The following is a 20,498-nucleotide window of genomic DNA, read 5'->3' as shown; positions in this document are numbered from 1 at the left end:
CTGGCCGGCGAGCCGAGGAGATGTTCGAAGGAGAAGCGGGGCGGGATGAGGAGGCCGTTCGGGGCCCGGCCGTCCACGACCGGGGTGGCGGTCGGAGGAGCTCCGGCCGGTTGGCCCGGCGGGCGGCCGCCCGAGCGGCCCAGGCCGAGGTCGAAGCGGCCCGGGTGCAGGGCGTCGATCAGTCCGAACTCCTCGACCGTGCTGAGCGCGGTGCGGTGGCCGAGCTGTACGGCGCCGGAGCCGAGCCGGATCGTGGAGGTGGCGGAGGCGGTCAGCGCGAGGACGACCGCGGGGGACGTACCCGCGACGCCCGGGTTGAGGTGGTGCTCGGCGAACCAGTACCGGGCGTATCCGAAGCGCTCGGCCTGCTGTGCCAGGTCGATGGAGTTGCGCAGGGCGTCGGCGGCCGTCGAGCCGGACGGTATCGGCACCAGGTCGAGGACGCCGAGGGGGATGTCAGGCATGGGCGGGCTCCTCCTCGGTGACGGGCAGGACCGGTCCCCAGGCGAAGGGCGGGTCCGGGATGTCGCGGCGCAGTACCGGGGCGACTTCGGACTGGAAGAGCTGAAGCGAGGTGCGGTGCTGAGCATCCGTCAACCCGTTCGCGTCCGCGTGCAGATGGAGCACGGTGTGCCCGAACCGCTCGTGGTAGCGGTGCACCTTCTCGATGATCTGCTGCGGGCTACCGATCAGGGCGGAGCTGTGCTCGACGAAGTCCTCCACGGTCTCGAAGACCACCGGCAGGCCGAACTGCCTCTGGAACGCCAGCGTCGACTCGAAGATCGGCCGGTACACCTCGATCGCTTCCTGGGAGGTGGGGGTCACGAGCAGCCCGGCGGTACCGGCGCCGACCGCGATCTCCGCCGGGTCGTGACCGTAGAACTCCCAGCGCTCGCGGTAGTACCTGATCAACTCGGCGTACGGCTCGATGGGGTTGGTGACGTTCGCCGAGAACAGCGGGTCGCCGTAGCGGGCGGCCAGGTCCACCGACTCCTTGCTGGTGGCGCTGCCGTGCCAGACCCGGATGGGCTGCTGGTAGGGCCGCGGCCACACCTCGGCGTCCGTCAGCGGCGGGCGGAACCGAGTCACCGCGGTCACCTTGTCGTGCCGCCAGATCTGCCGGAACACCTCGTAGCTCTCGGCGTTGCGGTCCCACTGGTCCTCGGGAGTGACATGGAACAGCTCGCGCTGGGCAGCGCCGTTACCCTTGCCGATGATCAACTCCAGGCGTCCGCCGGAGAGATGGTCGAGGGTGGCGTAGTCCTCGTAGGCACGCACCGGTCCAGAAGGCTGAGCGTGGTCACGGCGGTGAACAGGCGGATGCGCCGGGTCAGTGCCGCGATGTGGCTGAGGACGACGGTCGGCGAGGAGGAGATGAAGGGCCGCTCGTGCCGCTCCCCCACGCCGAAGCCGTCGAAGCCCAGTTCCTCGGCGAGCAGGGCGTTGTCGAGGACCTCGCGAAAGCGGTCCTGGGTCGTCTTCTGCACGCCGGTGATCGGGTCCGGGCGGTGCACGATCAGGGTGATGGCGAGGAACTTCACGACGCCACCCGCTCGTCGCGGACCTCGTCGATGGGGGTCCCCCCGCTCGAGCGAAGCCGAGAGTGGGGGAAGGCCAGGCCGAGGTGGTGGCGCAGGGTTGGGCCCTCGTACTCCGTGCGGAACACGCCCTGTTCCTGGAGCAGCGGGACGACCTTGTCGGCGAACTCGTCCAGGCCGCCCGGGGTGATGTGCGGGACGAGGATGAAGCCGTCGCTCGCGTCGGCCTGCACGAACTCGTTGATGGTGCGGGCGACGGTCTCCGGCGAACCGATGAAGTTCTGCCGGTTGCCGGTCTCGATGACCAGGTCGCGGATCGACCAGTTGTTGGCGGCGGCGAGCTCGCGCCACTCGCGGGCGGTGGCCAGAGGGTCCCGGTACATGCGGACCTGGGCGCGGCCCTTGGAGATGTGGCTGTCGCTGACGTCCGGGTCGATGTCGGGGAGCGGCCCGTCGGGGTCGTAGGAGGACAGGTCCCGGTTCCAGACGAACTCCAGATGCTTCAGGGCGGTGGCGCCGCTGACCTGCTGGCGGCGCACCACCTTGGCCAGCTCCTCCGCCTCGGCGTCCGTGTCTGCGAGCGTGAAGGTGGCGGCGGGCAGGATCAGCAGCTGGTCGGGGCGGCGGCCGTACTTGGCGAGGCGGTTCTTGACGTCCGTGTAGAAGGCCTGCCCCTCCTTGAGGGTGGCGTACCGGCTGAAGATCGCGTCCGCGCTCGACGCGGCGAACTCGCGACCCTCGTCGGAGTCGCCGGCCTGGAAGATCACCGGGCGGCCCTGCGGCGAGCGCGGGACATTGAACTGCCCGTGGATGTCGAAGTGCTGTCCGGTGTGGACGAAGGCCCCGGCCTTGGCGTCGCGCAGGAAGGTGCCGGTTTCCTGGTCGGCGAGGATCTCGTCGCCGTGCCAGGAGTCGAAGAGTTCGTTCGCCGTGGCCAGGAACTCCTTGGCACGTGAGTAGCGCTCCTCCTGGGGCAGGAATCCGCCGCGGCGGAAGTTTTCGCCGGTGAAGGCGTCCCAGGAGGTGACGACGTTCCAGGCGGAGCGGCCGCCGGAGATGTGGTCGAGGCTGGCGAACTGGCGGGCCACCTCGTAGGGCTCGTTGAAGGTGGAGTTGATGGTGCCGGTCAGGCCGAGGTGCTCGGTGACGGCGGCGAGCGCAGCGAGGACGGTGAAGGTGTCGGGGCGGCCCACGACGTCCAGGTCGTAGATCTTCCCGCCCTGTTCGCGGAGCCTGAGTCCCTCGGCGAGGAACAGAAAGTCGAACTTGGCGCGTTCGGCGGTCCGGGCGAAGTGCGCGAAGGAGCTGAACTCGATGTGGCTGCCGGCCCGGGGGTCGCTCCACACGGTGGTGTTGTTGACGCCGGGGAAGTGGGCGGCCAGGTGGATCTGCTTCAACGGCTTGCTCATGGTCGTGGACGTCCCTCCGGCTCAGGCGGTGGCAGCTGCGGCGTAGCGGTTGGCGGGGCGCGCCAGGCCCAGCAGGCCGCGCAGGGTGTCGGCCTCGTACGCACGGCGGAAGACGCCCCGGCGCTGGAGTTCAGGGACCAGACCGCGGGTGATCGCCGGGAGGTCGTGGCCGGCGACGGCCGGACGCAACCGGAAGCCGGTCAGCCCGGCGCTGTGCAACTCCTGCAGTAGATCGGCGAGTTCACAGGGAGTGCCGGCGAAGATGAGGGCGTCACTCGTGTACGGCTGTCCCGCGAGCGCGTCGAGCCGTTCCCGGCGGGCGGTCGCGGCGGCCGGGTCGTCGTCGAGGAGGACCACCAGGTCGCCGAAGACATGCAGAGGTTCGGCGGCCCGCCCCGCCGCGTTCTGCTCGGCACGGATCTGAGCGACGATCGCGCGGGCGTCGTCGGCGTCGTACGGGGTGACGTAGCCGATGTCGGCGGCGCGGGCCACGAGCCAGTACGGGACGGTGTCATGGGCGAGGGCGCTGACGATCGGCTGGCCCTGCGGCGGGCGGGGCGTGATCGAGGGGCCCTTGACACTGAAGTGCCTGCCCTCGAAGTCGATGTAGTGCAGCTTGTCCCGGTCGATGAAGCGGCCCGTGGCGGCGTCCCGGATCTCGGCGTCGTCCTCCCAACTGTCCCAGAGGCGGCGCACCACCTCCACGTAGTCGGCGGTCTCGTCGAAGAGGTCGGTCACCACCTCCTGGGCGGCCGGGCTGTCGTAGGCCTCGATGCGCGGGATGGTGCGGCGGCCGAAGTGCGCGGCCTCGTTCGGGCGGGCGGTGATCTGCACCCGCAGGCCGGCGCGGCCGGTGCTGACGTAGTCGAGGGTGGCGATCGCCTTGGAGATGTGGAAGGGCTCCGTGTGGGTGACCACCGCGGTGGGGACCAGGCCTATGTGCCGGGTCAGCGGGGCGATGCGGGCCGCGATCAGGACGGCGTCGAGGCGGCCGCGGACCTGGTCGGTGCGCTCGTCCGGGTCCAGGAAGTGCGAGGACTGCGGGCCGAGGCCGTCCTCGATGGTCACGAAGTCGAGCAGGCCGCGCTCGGCCTCCGCGACCAGATCGGCCCAGTAGGCGGCAGTGAACAGGTCCCGGGGGCGGGACACCGGCTCACGCCAGGAGGCGGGATGCCAGCCGGTGCCGTCCAGGGCGACGGCAAGGTGCAGGGAAGAAGGGGGTGTTGAGGACACGAGTGGGTGCCTTCCTGGAAGTCCTTACGAGATCACCGGCCCTCGCGCAGGGAGGGGCACGGCGGTGACGAGCGCAGCGGGACGGGGTCTACCGCCGAAGGCTGGGGGAAAGGTCAGGGGCGACAGAGCGCGCCGGCCACGCGCTGCAGATCTATGTGCGGCCGGGAGTGGAGGCGGACGACGCGGCGCGGGTTCAGGACACGGGGGTGGGGCAGGTGTCGCATGTGCCGCACCTCCGTCCGCCGCGCCGTAGTGCACATTCCGTCGTGAGTCACAACGCCCCGGCTCCGCGGTGTGTTCCTGGCGTGCGCGCCTGGAGGCTCCTCGTCCGGCGGCGCAGGGTGAAGCCGATCGACTCGTACAGCCGGATGGCCTGTGTGTTGGTCGCGGAGGCATGCAGCAGCGGGGTGTCCCCGCGTTCCCGGATGCCCGCGGCGACCGCGCGCACCAGCCGGGTGGCCAGTCCACGGCCGCGGTACGCCGGGTGGGTGCAGACGGCGCTGATCTCCGTCCAGCCGGGCAGCCTCAGCCTCCCCCAGCCTCCGGCCGGGGGGACCCCCATCTCGCTTCGCTCGCCGGCCATGGCGACAAGCCGCCCTTGGTGCCGGATGCCGAGATAGGTGCCGAGTTCGACGGTCCGCTTCAGGAAGGGTCCCGGTCTGGTGCGGGCGACCAGGTCCAGGCTCTCCGGTACGTCGTCGAACCCGAGCCGCACGGCCTCCGGGGCGGGCTCGGCCCGCAACGCGGTGTCGACCAGTTGGACGCCCCGTCCGCCGCCGACGACCTCCCAGCCACGCGGGACACTCTCGACTCCCTTGATGCGTACGACGGTTTCCGGTCCCACGAGCGTGTGCAGGTCCGCCCAGGCGGCAGGATCCGCCGGATCGGCGACGGCGGCGAACGCATAGACGTCGGCCGGATACCGGGCGGCTCGGCCCACCCGTTCCGCGAAGCGGGCGTGCGGGCCGGCCAGTGCGGCCCAGACCGCGTTGTCCAGAAGGTGTGTGCTCGGTTTGGCCGGCGCTGAGGGGATCACCCCACCATGTCTAGCAGGCAGTTCAGGGATGAATCATTGCAGCTGCATGAAATTCCGCCGGTGTCGTACCAGTCGAGCGCCACGGACGAGCGTGGCTGCTCCTCCACCACGGCAGCCGCGGCGGACGGGACGGTGACGGAGGCGGCCAGCAGGACGGCCGATCCAGTGGGCGGCGGTGAGGGACGCGGCGGGGTGGTGGCCGGTCCCGTCGAGTTCGATGGAGACGTGGAGTTCGCGGGGCATGGCCTCGTGTCCTGTACTCCTGTGCGAAGGCAGGGGTGCGCAGGCGTTCTACGGCCTGCGCACCCCGGGTCGGCTACTTGTTGGTCTTGGGCAGGCCGGGCGGGTTGATCTCCGACTTGGTCACGGCCTCGTCGGACAGCCCCCAGCGCTCGAGCACCTTCGCGTAGGTGCCGTTCTCGATGACGTGGTTGAGGGCGTCGGCGAGCGGCTCGACCAGGCCGCTGTCCTTCTTGGTGGTGGCCGCGATGAGGCCCTGGAGGGTGGCGCCGGCGCCGGAGTAGGTGCCGACGACCTCCGTCTTCCCGGTGGTGGCCGCGTGGTAGGCGGCGGTCGGGTTGGGGCCGAGGTAGAGGTCGATCCGGCCGGACTGGAGGGCGAGGTAGGTGTCGCTGTCGTTCTGGTAGTACTTGATGTTCACCGGCTTGCGGCCGGCCTTCTCGTTCTCCTTGCTCCACTCGATCAGCAGCTTCTCCTGGTTGGTCCCGCTGCCCACCGCGACCGTCCTGCCCGCCACGTCCTCGGGCCCGGTGATCTTCAGACCGCTGCCCTTCTTCGCCTCGAAGCCCAGGTTGTCCTCGCGGTAGGTGGCGAAGTCGTACTTCTCCTTGCGCTCCTCGGTGACGGTGATGTTGCTGAAGCCGACGTCGTACTTGGCGCTGTCCAGGCCGACGAAGATGTTCTCCCAGGAGACCGTGTTGATGTGCAGCTTGAGGCCGAGCACGTCGGCGACCAGAGAGGCGATGTCGGGCTCGACGCCGATGACGGTCTTGTCGTCGGTGGCGAAGAAGGTCAGCGGCGCGGCGGAGCCGGAGGAGTCGACGATCTCCAGGGTGCCTCTCTTGCGGATCTTCTCCGGGACCTCGGCGGCGATGGAGTCGACCTTGTCGGTGGTGATGCGGTTCTGGTCCGGGCTGATGTTGATCTTCGTCTTGCTGCCCGACGTGGCCGCGACCTCGGTCGTGCCGCCGTCGTCGGGGTTGCTGCACGCGGCGAGGACGAGGGCGGCGGTGAGTCCCAGCGCGGCTGCGGTGGTGCGGCGGGTGATCGAGGTGGACATGGTGGTGCTCCTTGCTTGCGGAAAGGGGTGAGGGGTGGTCAGAGGACCTTGGAGAGGAAGGCGCGGGTGCGCTCGTGCTGCGGGTTGTCCAGGACGGCCGCGGGCGGCCCCTGCTCCACGACGACTCCGCCGTCCATGAACACCACGGTGTCGGCGACCTCGCGGGCGAAGCCGATCTCGTGGGTCACGACGATCATGGTGGTTCCGGTGCGGGCCAGGTCCTTGATGACGTCGAGGACTTCGCCGACGAGTTCCGGGTCGAGCGCCGAGGTGGGCTCGTCGAAGAGCAGCACCTTCGGTTCGAGGGCGAGGGCGCGGGCGATGGCCACGCGCTGCTGCTGGCCTCCGGACAACTGCCGTGGGTAGGCGTTGGTCTTGTCGGCGAGCCCGACCCGCTCGAGGAGCTGGCGGCCGGTCTCCTCCGCTTCCTTGCGTGGGCGGCGCAGCGCGGAGACCGGTGCCTCGATGAGGTTGTCCAGCACGGTCAGGTGGGGGAAGAGGTTGAAGTTCTGGAAGACGAACCCGATGTGGGTGCGCTGCTTCAGAACGTCCTTCTCCTTCAGTTCGTGCAGCTTGCCGCCGGAGCGGCGGTAGCCGATGAGTTCGCCGTCGATGCTGATCCAGCCGCGGTTGACCTTCTCCAGGTGGTTGATGGTGCGCAGCAGCGTGGACTTTCCGGAGCCGGACGGGCCGAGGATCACGGTGACCTCGCCAGCGCGGACCTGGAGGTCGACGCCGCGCAGTACCTCCAGGGGGCCGAAGCTCTTGTGGACGCCGTGGACGTCCACCATCACGCCGTCCACCGTCGGCTTCGCGTCCTTGACGGCCACCGTCACGTCACTCATCGGCTGTCTCCCAAGGGCTTCAGGGATATGACGGGCTGGTTGCGCTGTGCGGCGGCCGCGCGCAGGTTGCGGACGAAGCGCCGGGCGCGCTGGAGCGGGGTGGGCGGCGGGGTGCGGTTGGCGCCCCGGGCGTAGCGGCGCTCGACGTAGTACTGGACGACCGACAGCAGGGAGGTGAGGACGACGTACCAGGCGGTGGCGACCAGCAGCAGCGGGATCACCCGGCCGTTGCGGCCGTAGATCACCTGTGCCTGGTAGAACAGCTCGCCGATGGACATCACGTAGACCACCGAGGTGCCCTTGAGCAGGCCGATGATCTCGTTGCCGGCCGTGGGCAGGATGGCGCGCATGGCCTGCGGCAGCACGATCCGGCGGATCTGCCGCAGCCGGGGGATGCCCAGTGCGGCGGCGGCCTCCAGCTGTCCGTGGTCGACGGCGATGACGCCGCCACGGACGATCTCGGCGGCGTAGGCGGCCTGGTGGAGCGTGAGGCCGATGATGGCGGCGCCCATGGTGCCGATGATGCTGTTGCTGTCGACGGACCAGAACACCGGGCCGAAGGGGATGCCGACGCCCAACTCCCTGTACAGGGCACTGAGGTTGAACCAGAACACCAGCTGGACGATCATCGGGATGGACCGGAAGATCCAGATGTAGGTCCAGGCGACGGTCTGCAGCACCGGGCTGTGCGACAGCCGCATGAAGGCCAGGACGGTTCCCAGAAGGAAGCCCAGCACCGTTGCGTAGGCGGTGAGTTGGAGGGTCACCCACACTGCCTGGACGATCGTCTCGGAGAAGACGTAGTCTCGGAAGACGTTCCACTCCCAGACGGGGTTGGTGGCCAGCCCGTGCACGAACTGGGCGACCAGCACGATCACGGCGACGGCCGCCGCCCAGCGGGCGTAGTGGCGGGCGGGTACGACCTTGAGCGAGGCCGGGGCGGGCGGGGCTTCGGGGCCGGTGCCCGGGGTGGCCGCGCCGGGCGGCGCGGTGTCGGTTGTGGATGCCATCGTGATGTTCCTGCTCAACTCTTATGCATGCTCGGGCGGGTTGATCCGCGACGCGGCGATCGCGGAGGCGGAGGTTCCCCACTTATTGAGGATCCGGGCGTACGTGCCGTCCTTGATCAGCTCGGTGACGGCGGCCTGGAACGCCCTCGTCAGCGGGGAGCCCTTCTTGAAGGCGAAGCCGACGTCGAGGCGGTGGAACTCGCCCAGGAAGGTGGTCCCCGACGCGGGCTGTGCCGCCTGGTAGCGCAGGCCGTTGATGGTCGACATGATCACGTCGATACGGCCCTGCTGGAGTGCGGTGAGGGTCGCGGCGTTCTCCGAGTAGACCTTCACGTCGTACGGCTTCTTGCCCGCCTTGGCGCACACCCCCTTCTGCGCGGTGAGGGTCGCCTCGAAGGTGGTGCCGGCGCCGGTGCCGATGGTCAGCCCGCACAGCTGGGTGAGGTCGGTGACCTTCGTGCCGAGCGCGGTGTTGCCCTTCTTCACCGCGAAGCCCTGGCCGTCGTTGATGTAGGTGACGAAGTCGATGGTCTTCAGGCGCTCGCTGGTGACGCCGAAATTGCCGGTGCCGAAGTCGTACTTGCCGCTGCCGAGGGCGGGCAGGATCGTCTCGAAGGAGGCGTCCTGCCGCTCCAACTCGACGCCGAGCACCTTGGCCACCGCGTCGGCGAGGTCGATGTCCTGGCCTTCGGGGGCCTTGTCCGCGCCGTTGGGGTAGTACGCCCCGGGCGGGAACCCGATCGAGCTGCCGACGCGCAGCGTGCCCGCCTTGCGTACGTCGGCGGGCAGCAGGGCGGCGACCGAGTCCACCGTGCGTATGGCGGCGACCGGGTCGTCGGTCGGCGCGGGAGAGGCCTGAGCACCCGCCGGTGCTGTGCCGTCGCTGTCGCCGGAGCCACAGGCGGTCAGTGCCAGGAGCGGCAGCAGCGCGAGGGTGGCGGCGAGACGCAGGCGGGCTCTGATGCCGGGAAGGTTCACGGGTCGGAGGCCTTTCAGGTGCGCAACGTGACGTTGAGGTGCTTCTCGAACGGCAGCGGGCCGATGGTTTCCGGGTCGGCCTCGGTGTCGAACAGCGGCGTGTAGCCGGTCGCCAGGTACAGGCCGCGGGCCTCGGGCTGGCGTGGCCCGGTGGTCAGGTAGATCCGCCGGTAGCCGCGCACGCCCGCAGCGCGCTCCAGCTCGGCGACGACGCGGCGGGCGAGGCCACGTCGGCGGTGGGCGGAGTGCGTCCAGATCCGCTTCAGCTCGGCGGTGCCCGCGTCGTACCGGCGGAAGGCGCCGCCCGCGACCGGCTCGCCTCGCTCCAGGAGCAGGAGCAGGCCGCCACCGTACGGCGCGGTGAACTCCTCGTCGGGGTAGCGGGCCATCTCGGCGTGGGCGTCGCCGCCGTAGCGCGCGGAGTACTCGTCGCCGAGTTCCCGCAAAAGCGGCTCCACCCGAGGATCGGACACCGGCACTTCGATGACGGTCAACTCAGCTGCTGAAGACGGCGGTTGGGCGACCGAGGTCATCCGCTCACCGCCGCCAGGGTCTGCGTCCCGCGTGCCGCCCGCTCGGCGTCGCGCTTGGCGACCTCCTCGCGGACGATCGGGATCACGTACCGGCCGAAGTCGATGGCATCGCCCAGCAGGTCGTAGCCGCGCGCGGAGAGGATGTCGACGCCGAGGTCGTAGTAGTCGAGCAGCGCCTGGGCGACCGTCTCCGGCGTGCCGACCAGCGCGTTGGAGTTGCCCGCACCACCGGTCGCGGCGGCGGTGGGTGTCCACAGGGCGCGGTCGTAGCGCTCCCCCACCTCGGCGATGGCGACCAGCCGCTGCGAACCGGTGTTCTGCGGCTGGGCGTGCCCGTTGTGGCGCTTGGTGATCGCCTCACCCCGTTCCTTGCGGGCCTTGATCGCGCCGACCGTGCGGTGGGCCTTCTCCCAGGCCAGTTCCTCGGTCGGGGCGATGATCGGGCGGAAGGCGACCTGGATGCGGGGCACGTCGGTGCGGCCCGCGGCCTTCGCGGCGGCCTTGACGTTCTCGATCTGCTCGGCGGTCTTCGCGAGGGGCTCGCCCCACAGGCAGTAGATGTCGGCCTCGGCGCCACCGGCGGCGTACGCGGCAGGGGACGAGCCGCCGAACGAGACGTTCGGGCGGGGCTGTTGGACGGGGAAGACGTCGCTGACGAAGTCGTGGAAGCGGTAGTGCTCGCCCTCGTGGTCGAAGGGCTCGTGCGTGGTCCAGATCTTCTTGACGATCCGGATGTACTCGCGGGTGCGGGCATAGCGCTCGTCCTTGGTGAGCGTGTCGCCCTCGCGGCCCTGTTCGTGGTCGTTACCGCCGGTGATGAAGTGCACGGTCAGCCGGCCCTCGCTGATCTGGTCGAGGGTGGCGAAGGTCTTGGCGGCGAACGTCGGGTACGAGACGTTGGGCCGGTGGGCGAGCAGGATTTGCAGGCGCTCCAGCCGGCTCGCGATGTAGGCGGCGGCCGGTGCGGGGTCGGGCGATCCGGAGCCGTAGGCGAACAGCACCCGATCCCAACCGTGGTCCTCGTGTGCCCGGGCGAGCCGAAGCGTGTACTCCTTGTCGAACGCGGCGCCAGAGCGCGGCATGGTCTCGGAGCCGTCGTTGGTGGCGGCAATGCCGAGGAACTCCACGGGCATGGGCATGGCCTTTCAGGGATCGCGGCGGCACGCAGGCATGGCGGAATCGCCTTGCGTGCAGGCATGAGTGAGCAGACCGTCAGGCAGACGGGTCGGTGCAGGCGTGACGACGCCTGGCGTCGGTGGAGACAGTGCTGCGGCAGCGCGCGTGAAGAGAGAACTCGGCCCGCGACGGGGTCACCGAGGGAGGGAAGGGCCGGTCAGTCGGCCCGCTGCCGAGTCAGGCGCAACACGCGGCGGACCACACCCGACCGAAGTCGATGTGATCGCGCGTGACCAAGCGCTGCTGGGCATTCATGCGACTACTTGAGCAGTACATCGTGGCGCCCGTCAAGCAGCGCCCGGATACCGGACCGCCTCGACCAGAGCCTCCCTGCGCGCTGTTGACACATAGATGCCATGGGCACATACGATCGACGGCGGACCGGCTCCGCGATGCGCGGCAGCCCCTCCGGCCGCGTTGAGGGACGCGGCGAATGTGACGACGCCGAGCCCCGGCCGCACCGTACGCACGCAGCGCCTGTGCCGTTGCGCTCCCTACGAGTGCCCCCAGGGGTCACCCACGCCTGCGATTCCCTCCCCCGGAGAGCCTCTCGATGGTCACGTCTTCCGAAGTCACGCCAGCCCCTGCCACGAAGCCACCGAAGCGGGCGGGCGCCCCCGGCCCCGACGTGCCGCGGATCGTGCCTCGCCGGCACGCCGGCCGGTGGCTGACCGCTGCGGTCGCCCTGCTGCTCTTCGCGATGGTGCTCAACTCCGTTGTCCGCAACCGGGCTTTCCAGTGGGATGTGGTGGGCCGGTACTTCACCACCGCCGCCGTGCTCGACGGACTGCTGCTCTCCCTGTGGCTGACCGCTGTGGTGATGGTGCTCGGCTTCCTGCTCGGCACCGTGCTCGCGGTCATGCGGCTCTCCGCCAGCCCGGTGCTGCGCACGCTGAGTTGGGGTTACGTGTGGATCTTCCGGTCCACTCCGCTGCTGGTGCAGCTGCTGTTCTGGTTCAACATCGGCGCCCTGTACCCGACGCTCGGCCTCGGCATCCCGTTCGGCCCGCAGTTCATCACCGTCAAGACGGTCAACCTGCTCGGCCCCACCCTCACCGCCGTCATCGGCCTGACCCTGCACGAGACCGCCTACGCCGCCGAGGTGGTGCGCGGCGGTATCCTCTCGGTGGACTCGGGGCAGACCGAGGCCGCCCAGGCACTCGGTCTGAGCAGACGCCGCACTCTGCGCCGGATCGTCGTCCCCCAGGCGATGCGCTCCATCGTGCCGACCGCCGGGAACATGCTGATCGGCACCCTCAAGGGCACCAGCATCGTGAGCGTGCTGGCGGTGCACGACCTGCTGTACTCGGTGCAGCTGATCTACAACCAGACGTACCAGGTCATCCCGCTGCTGATGGTCGCCACCCTGTGGTACATCGCGATCACCACGGTGCTCAGCGCGGGTCAGTTCTACGTCGAGCGGTACTACGCGCGCGGCAACTCCCGCGCCCTGCCGCCCACTCCGCTGCAACGGCTGCGCGGCCACCTGACCGCCGTACGCCACCGGCTGAGCGCGGCGACGGCCGCCGACGCCCGCCCGGTGATCGGCGGTGACCGGTGAGCACCGCCCCTTCCACGGCCGTCCTGGTCGTCGTCGGCGCGGGGCCGCGCGCCACGGGTCTGCTGGAGCGCATCGCCGCCAACGCACCCGAACTGTGGGACGGGGCACGGCAGTTGCGCATCCACCTGGTGGACCCGCACCCGCCCGGCCCGGGACGCATCTGGCGACACGAGCAGTCGGCGCTGCTGCGGATGAACTCCATGGCCGAGGACGTCACCATGTTCACCGACGAGTCGTCCACCATCGAGGGCCCGATACGGCCCGGCCCCTCGCTGGCCGAGTGGGCCGCCCAGTTCTCCGACCGGAGCCCGCGTCACGCCCCGTACACCGAGCCCGCCGACCCGGAGGTGCTCGCCGAACTACGCACGCTCGCCGGGACGGACTTTCCCACCCGCCGTGCCCAGAGCGCCTACCTGGACTGGGTGTTCCGCAGGGCGCTGACCGAGCTGCCACCCTCGGTCACCGTCGAGTGGCACCGCACCACCGCCACCGCCGTCACCGGACCCCCGGACGGCCCGCAACACGTGCACCTGGCCGACCGCACCACTCCGCTCACCGCCGACCTGGTGGTCCTCGCCCAGGGACACATCGGCTCCACGCCCACCGCCGAGCACCGCAACCACGCTGCCTTCGCCCTCCGCCACGGCCGCTTCCACCTCCCGCCGAAGTTCTCCGCCGACGCCGACCTGTCCGGGCTGCAGCCCGGCGAGCACGTCCTCCTGCGCGGCTTCGGGCTGGCCTTCATCGACCTGATGGCACTGCTCACCGAAGGCCGCGGCGGCACCTTCCGCCCCCAGGCCGACGGCACCCTCACCTACCTCCCCTCGGGCCGCGAGCCCGTCCTCCACGTCGGATCGCGGCGCGGAGTGCCCTACCACTCCAAGACCCGCTACCGGCTCCAGGGCCCTCGGCCCGCGCTGCCGCGCCACTTCGGCCCCGAGGCGGTCGACGCGCTGCTCGCCGAGGGACGCCCGCTGGACCTGCGGCGCGATGTGTGGCCGTTGATGGCGAAGGAGATCGGCTTCGGCCACTACCACGAGCTCTTCCACGCCCATCCCGAGCACACCGCTCTTCCCTGGGCGGACTTCATCGCCGCGTACGACCGTCTGGGCTGGTACGACGACGACATGGCGGCCCTCGTCGCCACGGCGGTACCCGATCCGACGGACCGCCTGGACTTCGAGGCTCTGGACCATCCGCTGGACGGCCTCGCGTTCCCGACGGCGGACGCATTCCAGGATCACCTGCGCGAGCACATCGCCGAGGATGTCGCCCGCCGCGAGGACCCGGAGTTCAGCGCCGACCTCGGAGCGTTCCTGGCCCTGCTCTCCGTCTACGGCCAGCTGCCCCGTCTGGTCGCCACGGGACGGCTGACCGCGCGGTCCGTCGCCGAGCGACTCGACGGGTGGTGGCACGGCTTCTTCAGCTTCCTGGCCTCCGGCCCGCCCGGCTTCCGCCTGCGCCAACTCCTCGCGCTGTCCCGGGCCGGCATCGTCCACTTCCTGGGCGCCGACGTCCGGATCGGCACCGACGAGTCCACCGGCACCTTCACCGCGATCAGCCCCACCGTCCCTGGCCACACCACCCACGCCACGGCCCTGATCGAGGCGTACCTGCCGGGCCCCTCCCTCGACCGCACCGAGGACGCCCTCCTGCGCGACCTGCACCGGACCGGCGCCCTCACCGAGGAGGTCATCGCCGACCCAACCCACACCCACCGCTCCGGCCTGCTCGCCGTCTCCCCCACGGACGGCCACCTCGTCGACCCGTCCCTCGGCAGCCCCCACCCCCGCCGCATCGCCCTCGGCGCCCCCACCAACAGCCGGGCCATCGCCGCCTTCGCCCGCCCGCGCACCAACGCACCGGCCTTCCGCCAGAATGACGCGGTCGTCCGCGCGCTCCTGCGCGCTCTGAGAGCCACCGAGGCCGAGACGGCAACGTCTCCGGTGGACGGCCGACCTCTCAGAGTGTGAGACCTTCCCTACTTTTCCTATGGAATTACTAGGGAAACCTTGACGGCGTTCACCGAGGGTGCGCAGGATGATGAACATGTCCCGTAAGCAGCAACGACTCGTTCGTCGTCGGCATGTCGACTTTGGTCACGTCGTCAGTGCCGCCTGCTGTCGCGCGTAAGGCACGCGGCTCACACATTCACCCGTGCCGCTCCGCTCCCCCCTTCCCAGGCGATCAGGCGAAGTCACCCACGACGCCTGACGGCCCGACACACTTCTGAGGGACAACCGCCATGACCACGGCACTTCCGGCCCAGGCCACCCCACAAGATCCGCCACTCTCCGACACACCCCATCTCCGCCTGGTGGGCGATACCGCGCAGAGGGGCACCCGGGGACACACTTCCGCGCCGCTCGTCGGCTACCTCGTGCTCGTCCCCGAGGGCACCGATCCCGCCGAGCTCTTCGTCAAGGACAGGCCACGGCCCGAGATCCGACCGGTCGGCGCCGCGGACTCGGCCCCTGTCCGGCGGACGGGAGGCGACGCCGTCCGCATCGATCCCGCGCGACATGTCGCCGAGGTGGACGGACGCGAACTCGACCTCACGTACCTGGAGTTCGAGCTGCTGGCGCATCTCGTTCAGCATCCCCACCACGTGCAGTCACGCGATGGGTTGGTGGCCGCCGTCTGGGGCTACGACCACATCGGCGACGGCCGCACGGTTGATGTCCACATCGCCCGCCTGCGCCGCAAGCTGGGCGAGGCTCACCGACACCGGATCGTCACCGTTCGGCGCGTGGGCTACAAGTACGTGCCCGACCAGCAGGTGAGCCCCAACGCCGCGCTCTGCGGCCGACCTTGAGGAGACCACTTCCATGGGCCTTGCCTCCGCGCCGTCCCGCTCCACCTCGTCATCCGACCGGACCGGACCCGGCCGAGCTCACTGGCTGCGCGTGGCCCGCGAGGCGGCGGACGACCTGGCCACGGACGCGGTGGCCAGGGAGCAGGCGGGCAAGGCCCCGTTCGACGAGGTGTCCCGGCTGCGCGAGGCGGGACTGCTGACGCTCCTGATGCCGACCGGGTCCCAGGCAGGCGGCCCGGACTGGCTCACGGCTTACGCCGTCGTCCGGGAGATCGCCGCAGCCGACGGCGCGATCGGTCAACTGCTCGGCTCTCACTACTTCCTGTCGTGGAGCGTCCGGTTCTTCGCGGGGCCCGCTCTCGCCGCGCGGATCGAGGAGCGGTCCGCGGCTGAGGAGTGGTGCTGGGGCGGCGGTTTCGCGCGTCAGGAGCCGCCTCTGATGCTGGCCAGGACCTCCAAGGGCCTGGTGCTCGACGGTCGGCAGAGCTATACCACCGGGGTCCTGGTCGCCGACCGTCTCGCCGTGCGCGCCGTGCGGGAGGATACGGGTGAACCACTCGCCGTCGTGGTGGATCCCACCCGTCGCGGTGTGGCGATCGACGGTGACGCCGGCACCTTCGGCCAGCGGCTCGCGGCCGGCGGCAGCGTGGAGTTCGACGACGTACTGGTGGGTGCCGAGGACGTGCTCGGCTCCCTGTCCGCGGACGAGGACTTGCTGTCGCCCCGGGCCGCCCTGGCATCTCCGGTCGGGCGTCTGTTCTCCGCCCAGCTCCTTCTCGGCATGGCCGAGGGAGTGCTCGCCGAAGCCCGTGAGTACAGCAGGACGGGCCACGCAGCCTGGCACCCCGCCTGGCCGGCCGGTACCCCGCACGACCCGCAAGTGCAGACCGCCTATGGAGAACTCACCGTCCTCACCCGCTCCGCGTCGGCACTCAACGATCAGGCACTGGAAGCCGTGCGCGGCGGGCTGGAACGCGGCGAAGACCTCACCTACGACGAGTCCGCGGACATCTCCGCACTCGTGGCCATGGCCGAAACCGCCGCGGCCAGGGCAGCGCAGGAGTCCACCACCCGCGCCCTCGACATCATCGGCGCCCGCTCCATCTCCGCGCGGCTGGGCTTCGACCGGTTCTGGCGCAATGCCCGAACCCACACCCTGTACGAGCCCGTCACCCACCGGCTCCAAGATGTCGGACACTACTTCCTCAACGGCGCTCACCCTCCGTTCGTCCTGCCCGCCTGACCGGGAGGCGGGGACGTTCGGGGAGACCGATTCCGCAGTCCCGCCCATGCCTGAGCCGGCCGACCTGCTGCCAGGATCCCTGGCTACCGGAGTGGTCAGCGGCCCTGAGGGTCGGCAGCGGGGACCACGGCGGCGATACTGGCCGGACGTTCGAATCAGAGGGCTACCGTGACGTGGTCAACGGCAGGTCTGGCCGTCGGCCTGCTTACAGCGGTGGTGACCGCGCCGGTGGGCGTTTCGGGAGCGGTGTTCCTGCTTCCCGTGCAGTTGAGCGTACTCACCCCCGCCGCGGCCTGGTGCCCCGCGGTCGCCGGGCAGGGACACCCGTCCCTGCCTGGCGACCCGCCCGCAACGAACGCCGGCCGAAGCCGTACGGGATAATGCACACATGCGGATCTCAGCCAGAGCGGACTACGCGGTACGTGCCGCACTGCAGCTCGCCGCTTCACGGGACGACGGGCCGCTGAAGGCGGAGGCCATCGCCGACGCCCAGGACATCCCGCACAAATTTCTCGAAAGCATCCTGAACGACATGCGCCGGGGCGGTCTCGTCCTCAGCCAGCGCGGCGGCAACGGCGGCTACCGGCTGGCCAAGCCCGCCGAGTCCATCAGCATCGCCGACGTCATCCGCACTGTGGAGGGACCGCTGGTCTCGGTGCGCGGGGTCCGCCCCCCGGAGCTGTCCTACACCGGCCCCGCCGAGTCGCTGCTCCCCCTGTGGATCGCGTTGCGGTCCAACGTGCGCGAGATCCTCGAGGGCGTGTCGCTCGCCGACGTCGCATCGGCCCAACTGCCCGCCGACGTTTTGGCGTTGACCAACGCCCCAGGCGCCTGGGTAAACCCCTGACACGCGGACCAATCACTACTGATCCCAAAAAGCGAGATATCAGCGTCCACCATATGAACAACCCCTTGGGGTGGACGCTCCCTTCTGCCACGATCCCCATCAGTCAGGTAGGAAAACTAGGGATCTGTGGGGTGGGGTCGTCATGCGAACGCGCAACCGCACGGACCTGTTGCTGCCCCTCCTGACCTCGCGTCGCCACATCGACTTCGGCCGTACCTCCAGTGCCATCTGTCGGCTCGTCTGAGACTCCCCGCGCAACCCGCAAGCACCCCCACACCGCTGCGCCCCTGCCATCCCGCCGGGATGGCGGGCGAGTGGTGTGCCGGTGTGCATCAGCAGGCTCCACGCCGCCGTGCCGTACGTCCCTGAACGCCCTCCCCTGAGAGGACACCTCTGTGTCTGCCGCAAGACCGCTCACCACCCTGCGCACCTTCGCCGTCCTCGCGGCGCTCCCCCTGCTGCTGACCGCCTGCGGCTACGGCGCCGAGTCCACCGACGACGGCAAGCAGACCGAGGTCGCGGCGGACGCCAAGAAGCTCTCCACCGACGAAGTGAAGATCGGCTACTTCCCCAACCTCACGCACGCCACCGCGCTGGTCGGCGTCCAGGAAGGCCTGCTCCAGAAGGAGCTCGGCGGCACCAAGATCAAGGCGTCCACCTTCAACGCCGGCCCCTCCGAGATCGAGGCGCTGAACGCCGGCTCCATCGACATCGGCTGGATCGGCCCGTCCCCCGCCGTCAACGGCTACACGAAGTCGAGCGGCAAGAACCTGCGCATCATCAGCGGTTCCGCCTCCGGCGGTGTGAAGCTGGTCGTCAACCCGGAGAAGATCAAGTCCCTGAAGGACGTCAAGGGCAAGAAGATCGCCACGCCGCAGCTCGGCAACACCCAGGACGTCGCCCTGCTCAACTGGATCTCGGAGCAGGGCTGGAAGGTCGACGCGGAGAGCGGCAAGGGCGACGTCTCCGTGGTCCGCACCGACAACAAGATCACGCCGGACGCCTACAAGTCCGGCTCCATCGACGGCGCGTGGGTGCCGGAGCCGACCGCGTCCAAGCTGGTCGCCGAGGGTGGCAAGGTGCTGCTCGACGAGGCCGACCTGTGGCCGGACAAGAAGTTCGTGATCACGAACATCATCGTCCGGCAGGCGTTCCTGAAGGAGCACCCGGACGTCGTCGAGGCCGTGCTGCGCGGCTCGGTGAAGACCAACGAGTGGATCAACGCCAACCCGGACAAGGCCAAGGCCTCGGCCAACGAGGCGCTCAAGGAGGAATCCGGCAAGGCCCTGTCCGCCGAGGTCATCGACCCGGCCTGGAAGTCCATCACCTTCCTCGACGACCCGCTGGCCTCCACCCTCAACACCCAGGCGGAGCACGCGGTGAAGGCCGGCCTGCTGGAGGAGCCCGACCTCAAGGGCATCTACGACCTCACGCTCCTCAACAAGGTCCTCAAGGCCGAGGGCAAGGACCAGGTCGCAGACGCCGGTCTCGGCGCCGAGTAGCCGAGCAACTGACAACCGGACCTGATGAGTTCCCAGGAGGTGACGACCATGGCAACCACGATCGCCAACGCTGCCGAGGACGCCACCGCGGTGACGCACGCCGCCCGTATCGAGCACGTCTCGAAGTCCTTCCCCGCGCCGGGCACGCCCGGCGGGCACCAACTCGTGCTGGACGACATCACGCTCGATGTGCACCCGGCGAGTTCGTCACCCTCCTGGGAGCCTGCGGCTGCGGCAAATCCACCCTGCTCAACCTGGTTGCTGGACTGGACCTGCCGTCCGCCGGCTCGATCGACACGGACGGCCGACCCGCCCTGATGTTCCAGGAACACGCCCTGTTCCCATGGCTGACCGCGGGCAAGAACATCGAACTCGCGCTGAAACTGCGCGGGGTCGCGGGGCCCGAGCGCCGGCAGGAGGCCGAACGGCTGTTGGAACTCGTACTGCTGCAGGGGGCGTACCACAAGCGGGTGCACGAACTGTCCGGCGGCATGCGGCAGCGCGTCGCACTGGCCCGTGCACTCGCCCAGGACAGCCGACTGCTGCTGATGGACGAGCCGTTCGCCGCACTGGACGCCATCACCCGTGACGTACTGCACGAGGAGCTGACCCGCATCTGGCGCGAGACGGGACTGTCGGTGCTGTTCGTCACGCACAACGTGCGCGAGGCGGTAAAGCTGGCGCAGCGGGTGGTGCTGCTGTCCTCGCGGCCGGGACGGACAGCCCGGGAGTGGACCGCCGGCATTCCGCAGCCACGCCGCATCGAGGACAGCGCGGTCGCCGAGTTGTCCGTCGAGATCACCGAAGAACTGCGTGGGGAGATCCGCCGCCATGGCCAGCACTGACACCGGCGTCGACGCCGAGAAGAACGGCTCGTCGGCAACCCGCGAGCCACAGGACAGGCAGGATCTGGGGGGCTGGAGGCCGAGATCGATGCCCTGGACCCGGTGCAGGTCGGCCGTACTCCACTGCGCGAGACCCTGATCCGCAAGGTGCTGCCGCCCATCGCCGCCATCGCACTGGTCCTGGTGATCTGGCAACTGCTGGTGTGGGCCGGGATCGTCCCCGACTACAAGCTGCCCTCACCGTCCGCGGTGTGGGACGAGGTGACCAACGCCTGGCGGCAGGGCACGCTCCTCGACTACATCTGGACCAGCGTCTCGCGCGGCGTGCTCGGCTTCCTGGTGACTCCACCCGCGCGTAAACGCGCGGGCTTCCTGTGTCGGTGGCTAGGCCACGTCGCAGAGGGCCAGCCCGGCCCTGTTGAGGACGTTCGTCGCGCCGACGTGGTCGGCGTTCGCCGCGAACCCGCACGCCGTGCATTCGAACTTCGCTTGCGTTCTGCGGTTCTCCTTCGCGGCACGCCCGCACTCGGGGCATGTACGGGAGGTGTTGCGCGCGTCCACCGGGACCACGAGGCGACTGGCACTCTCAGCCTTGTTCGCCAGGATTGCGAGGAACTGCGCCCAACC

Annotated in this window: 18 protein-coding genes and 4 pseudogenes; 9 read left to right on the top strand and 13 right to left on the bottom strand. The window is 69.9% G+C overall.

All coding sequences use genetic code 11. From position 1 onward, the window contains the following. Positions 1-5 precede the first annotated feature (5 nt). The 12 genes and pseudogenes from ACZ3TS_RS22575 to ACZ3TS_RS22520 all read right to left on the bottom strand — a co-directional run. Positions 6-464 (bottom strand): annotated as a pseudogene (locus ACZ3TS_RS22575) (LLM class flavin-dependent oxidoreductase); the annotation flags it as partial. Continuing rightward, positions 457-1,541 (bottom strand): annotated as a pseudogene (locus ACZ3TS_RS22570) (LLM class flavin-dependent oxidoreductase). The pseudogenes ACZ3TS_RS22575 and ACZ3TS_RS22570, both read right to left, overlap by 8 nt. After that, positions 1,538-2,947 carry an NtaA/DmoA family FMN-dependent monooxygenase gene (locus tag ACZ3TS_RS22565; protein ID WP_467620577.1) on the bottom strand — a complete coding sequence of 470 codons (1,410 nt, stop codon included), beginning with the start codon at positions 2,945-2,947 and terminating at the stop codon, positions 1,538-1,540. The pseudogene ACZ3TS_RS22570 and the gene ACZ3TS_RS22565 overlap by 4 nt, the downstream one beginning before the upstream one ends. 21 nt (positions 2,948-2,968) lie before the next feature. Continuing rightward, complete coding sequence (locus ACZ3TS_RS22560; protein WP_467620574.1) at positions 2,969-4,180, bottom strand: LLM class flavin-dependent oxidoreductase; 1,212 nt, start codon at positions 4,178-4,180, stop codon at positions 2,969-2,971. 113 nt (positions 4,181-4,293) lie between these two features. Then, positions 4,294-4,404, bottom strand: coding sequence for a putative leader peptide (locus ACZ3TS_RS22555; protein WP_467620571.1), 111 nt, complete (start codon positions 4,402-4,404; stop codon positions 4,294-4,296). A gap of 47 nt (positions 4,405-4,451) precedes the next feature. Beyond that, positions 4,452-5,216: a GNAT family N-acetyltransferase gene (locus ACZ3TS_RS22550; protein ID WP_467620568.1), complete on the bottom strand. Its 765-nt coding sequence runs from the start codon at positions 5,214-5,216 to the stop codon at positions 4,452-4,454. A 316-nt stretch (positions 5,217-5,532) separates the two neighbouring features. Further along, positions 5,533-6,516 carry an ABC transporter substrate-binding protein gene (locus tag ACZ3TS_RS22545; protein ID WP_467620565.1) on the bottom strand — a complete coding sequence of 328 codons (984 nt, stop codon included), beginning with the start codon at positions 6,514-6,516 and terminating at the stop codon, positions 5,533-5,535. A 38-nt stretch (positions 6,517-6,554) separates the two neighbouring features. Then, complete coding sequence (locus tag ACZ3TS_RS22540; RefSeq protein ID WP_467620562.1) at positions 6,555-7,361, bottom strand: amino acid ABC transporter ATP-binding protein; 807 nt, start codon at positions 7,359-7,361, stop codon at positions 6,555-6,557. Next, a complete protein-coding gene (locus tag ACZ3TS_RS22535; protein ID WP_467620559.1) occupies positions 7,358-8,371 on the bottom strand; it encodes an amino acid ABC transporter permease in 1,014 nt (337 codons plus the stop codon). Before ACZ3TS_RS22535 ends, ACZ3TS_RS22540 begins: the two co-directional genes overlap by 4 nt. Before the next feature lie 21 nt (positions 8,372-8,392). Further along, positions 8,393-9,349: an ABC transporter substrate-binding protein gene (locus tag ACZ3TS_RS22530; protein ID WP_467620556.1), complete on the bottom strand. Its 957-nt coding sequence runs from the start codon at positions 9,347-9,349 to the stop codon at positions 8,393-8,395. A gap of 14 nt (positions 9,350-9,363) precedes the next feature. Then, positions 9,364-9,882: a GNAT family N-acetyltransferase gene (locus ACZ3TS_RS22525; protein ID WP_467620553.1), complete on the bottom strand. Its 519-nt coding sequence runs from the start codon at positions 9,880-9,882 to the stop codon at positions 9,364-9,366. After that, entirely contained in the window at positions 9,879-11,015 is a 1,137-nt protein-coding gene (locus ACZ3TS_RS22520; protein ID WP_467620550.1) for an LLM class flavin-dependent oxidoreductase, read from the bottom strand. Before ACZ3TS_RS22520 ends, ACZ3TS_RS22525 begins: the two co-directional genes overlap by 4 nt. Before the next feature lie 596 nt (positions 11,016-11,611). On the opposite strand from ACZ3TS_RS22520, the gene ACZ3TS_RS22515 reads away from it, so the two are divergent. The 9 genes and pseudogenes from ACZ3TS_RS22515 (at position 11,612) to ACZ3TS_RS22475 (ending at position 19,871) form a co-directional block, all read left to right on the top strand. Further along, a complete protein-coding gene (locus tag ACZ3TS_RS22515; RefSeq protein ID WP_467620547.1) occupies positions 11,612-12,619 on the top strand; it encodes an amino acid ABC transporter permease in 1,008 nt (335 codons plus the stop codon). Further along, on the top strand, positions 12,616-14,592 hold the full coding sequence (locus tag ACZ3TS_RS22510) for an FAD/NAD(P)-binding protein (protein WP_467620544.1): 1,977 nt from the start codon (positions 12,616-12,618) through the stop codon (positions 14,590-14,592). The genes ACZ3TS_RS22515 and ACZ3TS_RS22510 overlap by 4 nt, the downstream gene beginning before the upstream one ends. A gap of 272 nt (positions 14,593-14,864) precedes the next feature. Beyond that, entirely contained in the window at positions 14,865-15,434 is a 570-nt protein-coding gene (locus ACZ3TS_RS22505; protein WP_467620542.1) for a winged helix-turn-helix domain-containing protein, read from the top strand. A gap of 13 nt (positions 15,435-15,447) precedes the next feature. After that, entirely contained in the window at positions 15,448-16,677 is a 1,230-nt protein-coding gene (locus ACZ3TS_RS22500; protein WP_467620539.1) for an acyl-CoA dehydrogenase family protein, read from the top strand. Between the two features lie 168 nt (positions 16,678-16,845). Continuing rightward, positions 16,846-16,998, top strand: a pseudogene (locus tag ACZ3TS_RS22495) (sulfite exporter TauE/SafE family protein); the annotation flags it as partial. Between the two features lie 67 nt (positions 16,999-17,065). Beyond that, positions 17,066-17,524, top strand: a complete 459-nt coding sequence (locus ACZ3TS_RS22490; RefSeq protein ID WP_467620536.1) for an RrF2 family transcriptional regulator — start codon at positions 17,066-17,068, stop codon at positions 17,522-17,524. A gap of 142 nt (positions 17,525-17,666) precedes the next feature. Continuing rightward, positions 17,667-17,768 carry a putative leader peptide gene (locus ACZ3TS_RS22485; RefSeq protein WP_467620533.1) on the top strand — a complete coding sequence of 34 codons (102 nt, stop codon included), beginning with the start codon at positions 17,667-17,669 and terminating at the stop codon, positions 17,766-17,768. Positions 17,769-17,919: 151 nt separating this feature from the next. Next, positions 17,920-19,026 (top strand): ABC transporter substrate-binding protein, encoded by a 1,107-nt coding sequence (locus ACZ3TS_RS22480; RefSeq protein ID WP_467620531.1) that lies wholly within the window; start codon positions 17,920-17,922, stop codon positions 19,024-19,026. Between the two features lie 48 nt (positions 19,027-19,074). Further along, positions 19,075-19,871: pseudogene (locus tag ACZ3TS_RS22475) on the top strand (ABC transporter ATP-binding protein). Between the two features lie 384 nt (positions 19,872-20,255). Here the strand turns inward: ACZ3TS_RS22475 and ACZ3TS_RS22470 are convergent. Beyond that, positions 20,256-20,498, bottom strand: a 243-nt coding sequence (locus ACZ3TS_RS22470; protein ID WP_467620530.1) for a zinc ribbon domain-containing protein, incomplete at its 5' end; no start/stop codon positions are given.

Source organism: Streptomyces sp. NPDC022910, assembly GCF_055561075.1.
The sequence above is the reverse complement of the archived record's forward strand: the minus strand, read 5'-3'. Positions and strand labels throughout refer to the sequence as shown.

Bases quoted from the DNA above. Each gene is read 5' to 3' on its own strand.
- ACZ3TS_RS22565 (WP_467620577.1), bottom strand. From the start codon at position 2,947: ATGAGCAAGCCGTTGAAGCAGATCCACCTGGCCGCCCACTTCCCCGGC.
- ACZ3TS_RS22555 (WP_467620571.1), bottom strand. From the start codon at position 4,404: ATGCGACACCTGCCCCACCCCCGTGTCCTGAACCCGCGCCGCGTCGTC.
- ACZ3TS_RS22545 (WP_467620565.1), bottom strand. From the start codon at position 6,516: ATGTCCACCTCGATCACCCGCCGCACCACCGCAGCCGCGCTGGGACTC.
- ACZ3TS_RS22540 (WP_467620562.1), bottom strand. From the start codon at position 7,361: ATGAGTGACGTGACGGTGGCCGTCAAGGACGCGAAGCCGACGGTGGAC.
- ACZ3TS_RS22535 (WP_467620559.1), bottom strand. From the start codon at position 8,371: ATGGCATCCACAACCGACACCGCGCCGCCCGGCGCGGCCACCCCGGGC.
- ACZ3TS_RS22525 (WP_467620553.1), bottom strand. From the start codon at position 9,882: ATGACCTCGGTCGCCCAACCGCCGTCTTCAGCAGCTGAGTTGACCGTC.
- ACZ3TS_RS22520 (WP_467620550.1), bottom strand. From the start codon at position 11,015: ATGCCCGTGGAGTTCCTCGGCATTGCCGCCACCAACGACGGCTCCGAG.
- ACZ3TS_RS22515 (WP_467620547.1), top strand. From the start codon at position 11,612: ATGGTCACGTCTTCCGAAGTCACGCCAGCCCCTGCCACGAAGCCACCG.
- ACZ3TS_RS22505 (WP_467620542.1), top strand. From the start codon at position 14,865: ATGACCACGGCACTTCCGGCCCAGGCCACCCCACAAGATCCGCCACTC.
- ACZ3TS_RS22500 (WP_467620539.1), top strand. From the start codon at position 15,448: ATGGGCCTTGCCTCCGCGCCGTCCCGCTCCACCTCGTCATCCGACCGG.
- ACZ3TS_RS22490 (WP_467620536.1), top strand. From the start codon at position 17,066: ATGCGGATCTCAGCCAGAGCGGACTACGCGGTACGTGCCGCACTGCAG.
- ACZ3TS_RS22485 (WP_467620533.1), top strand. From the start codon at position 17,667: ATGCGAACGCGCAACCGCACGGACCTGTTGCTGCCCCTCCTGACCTCG.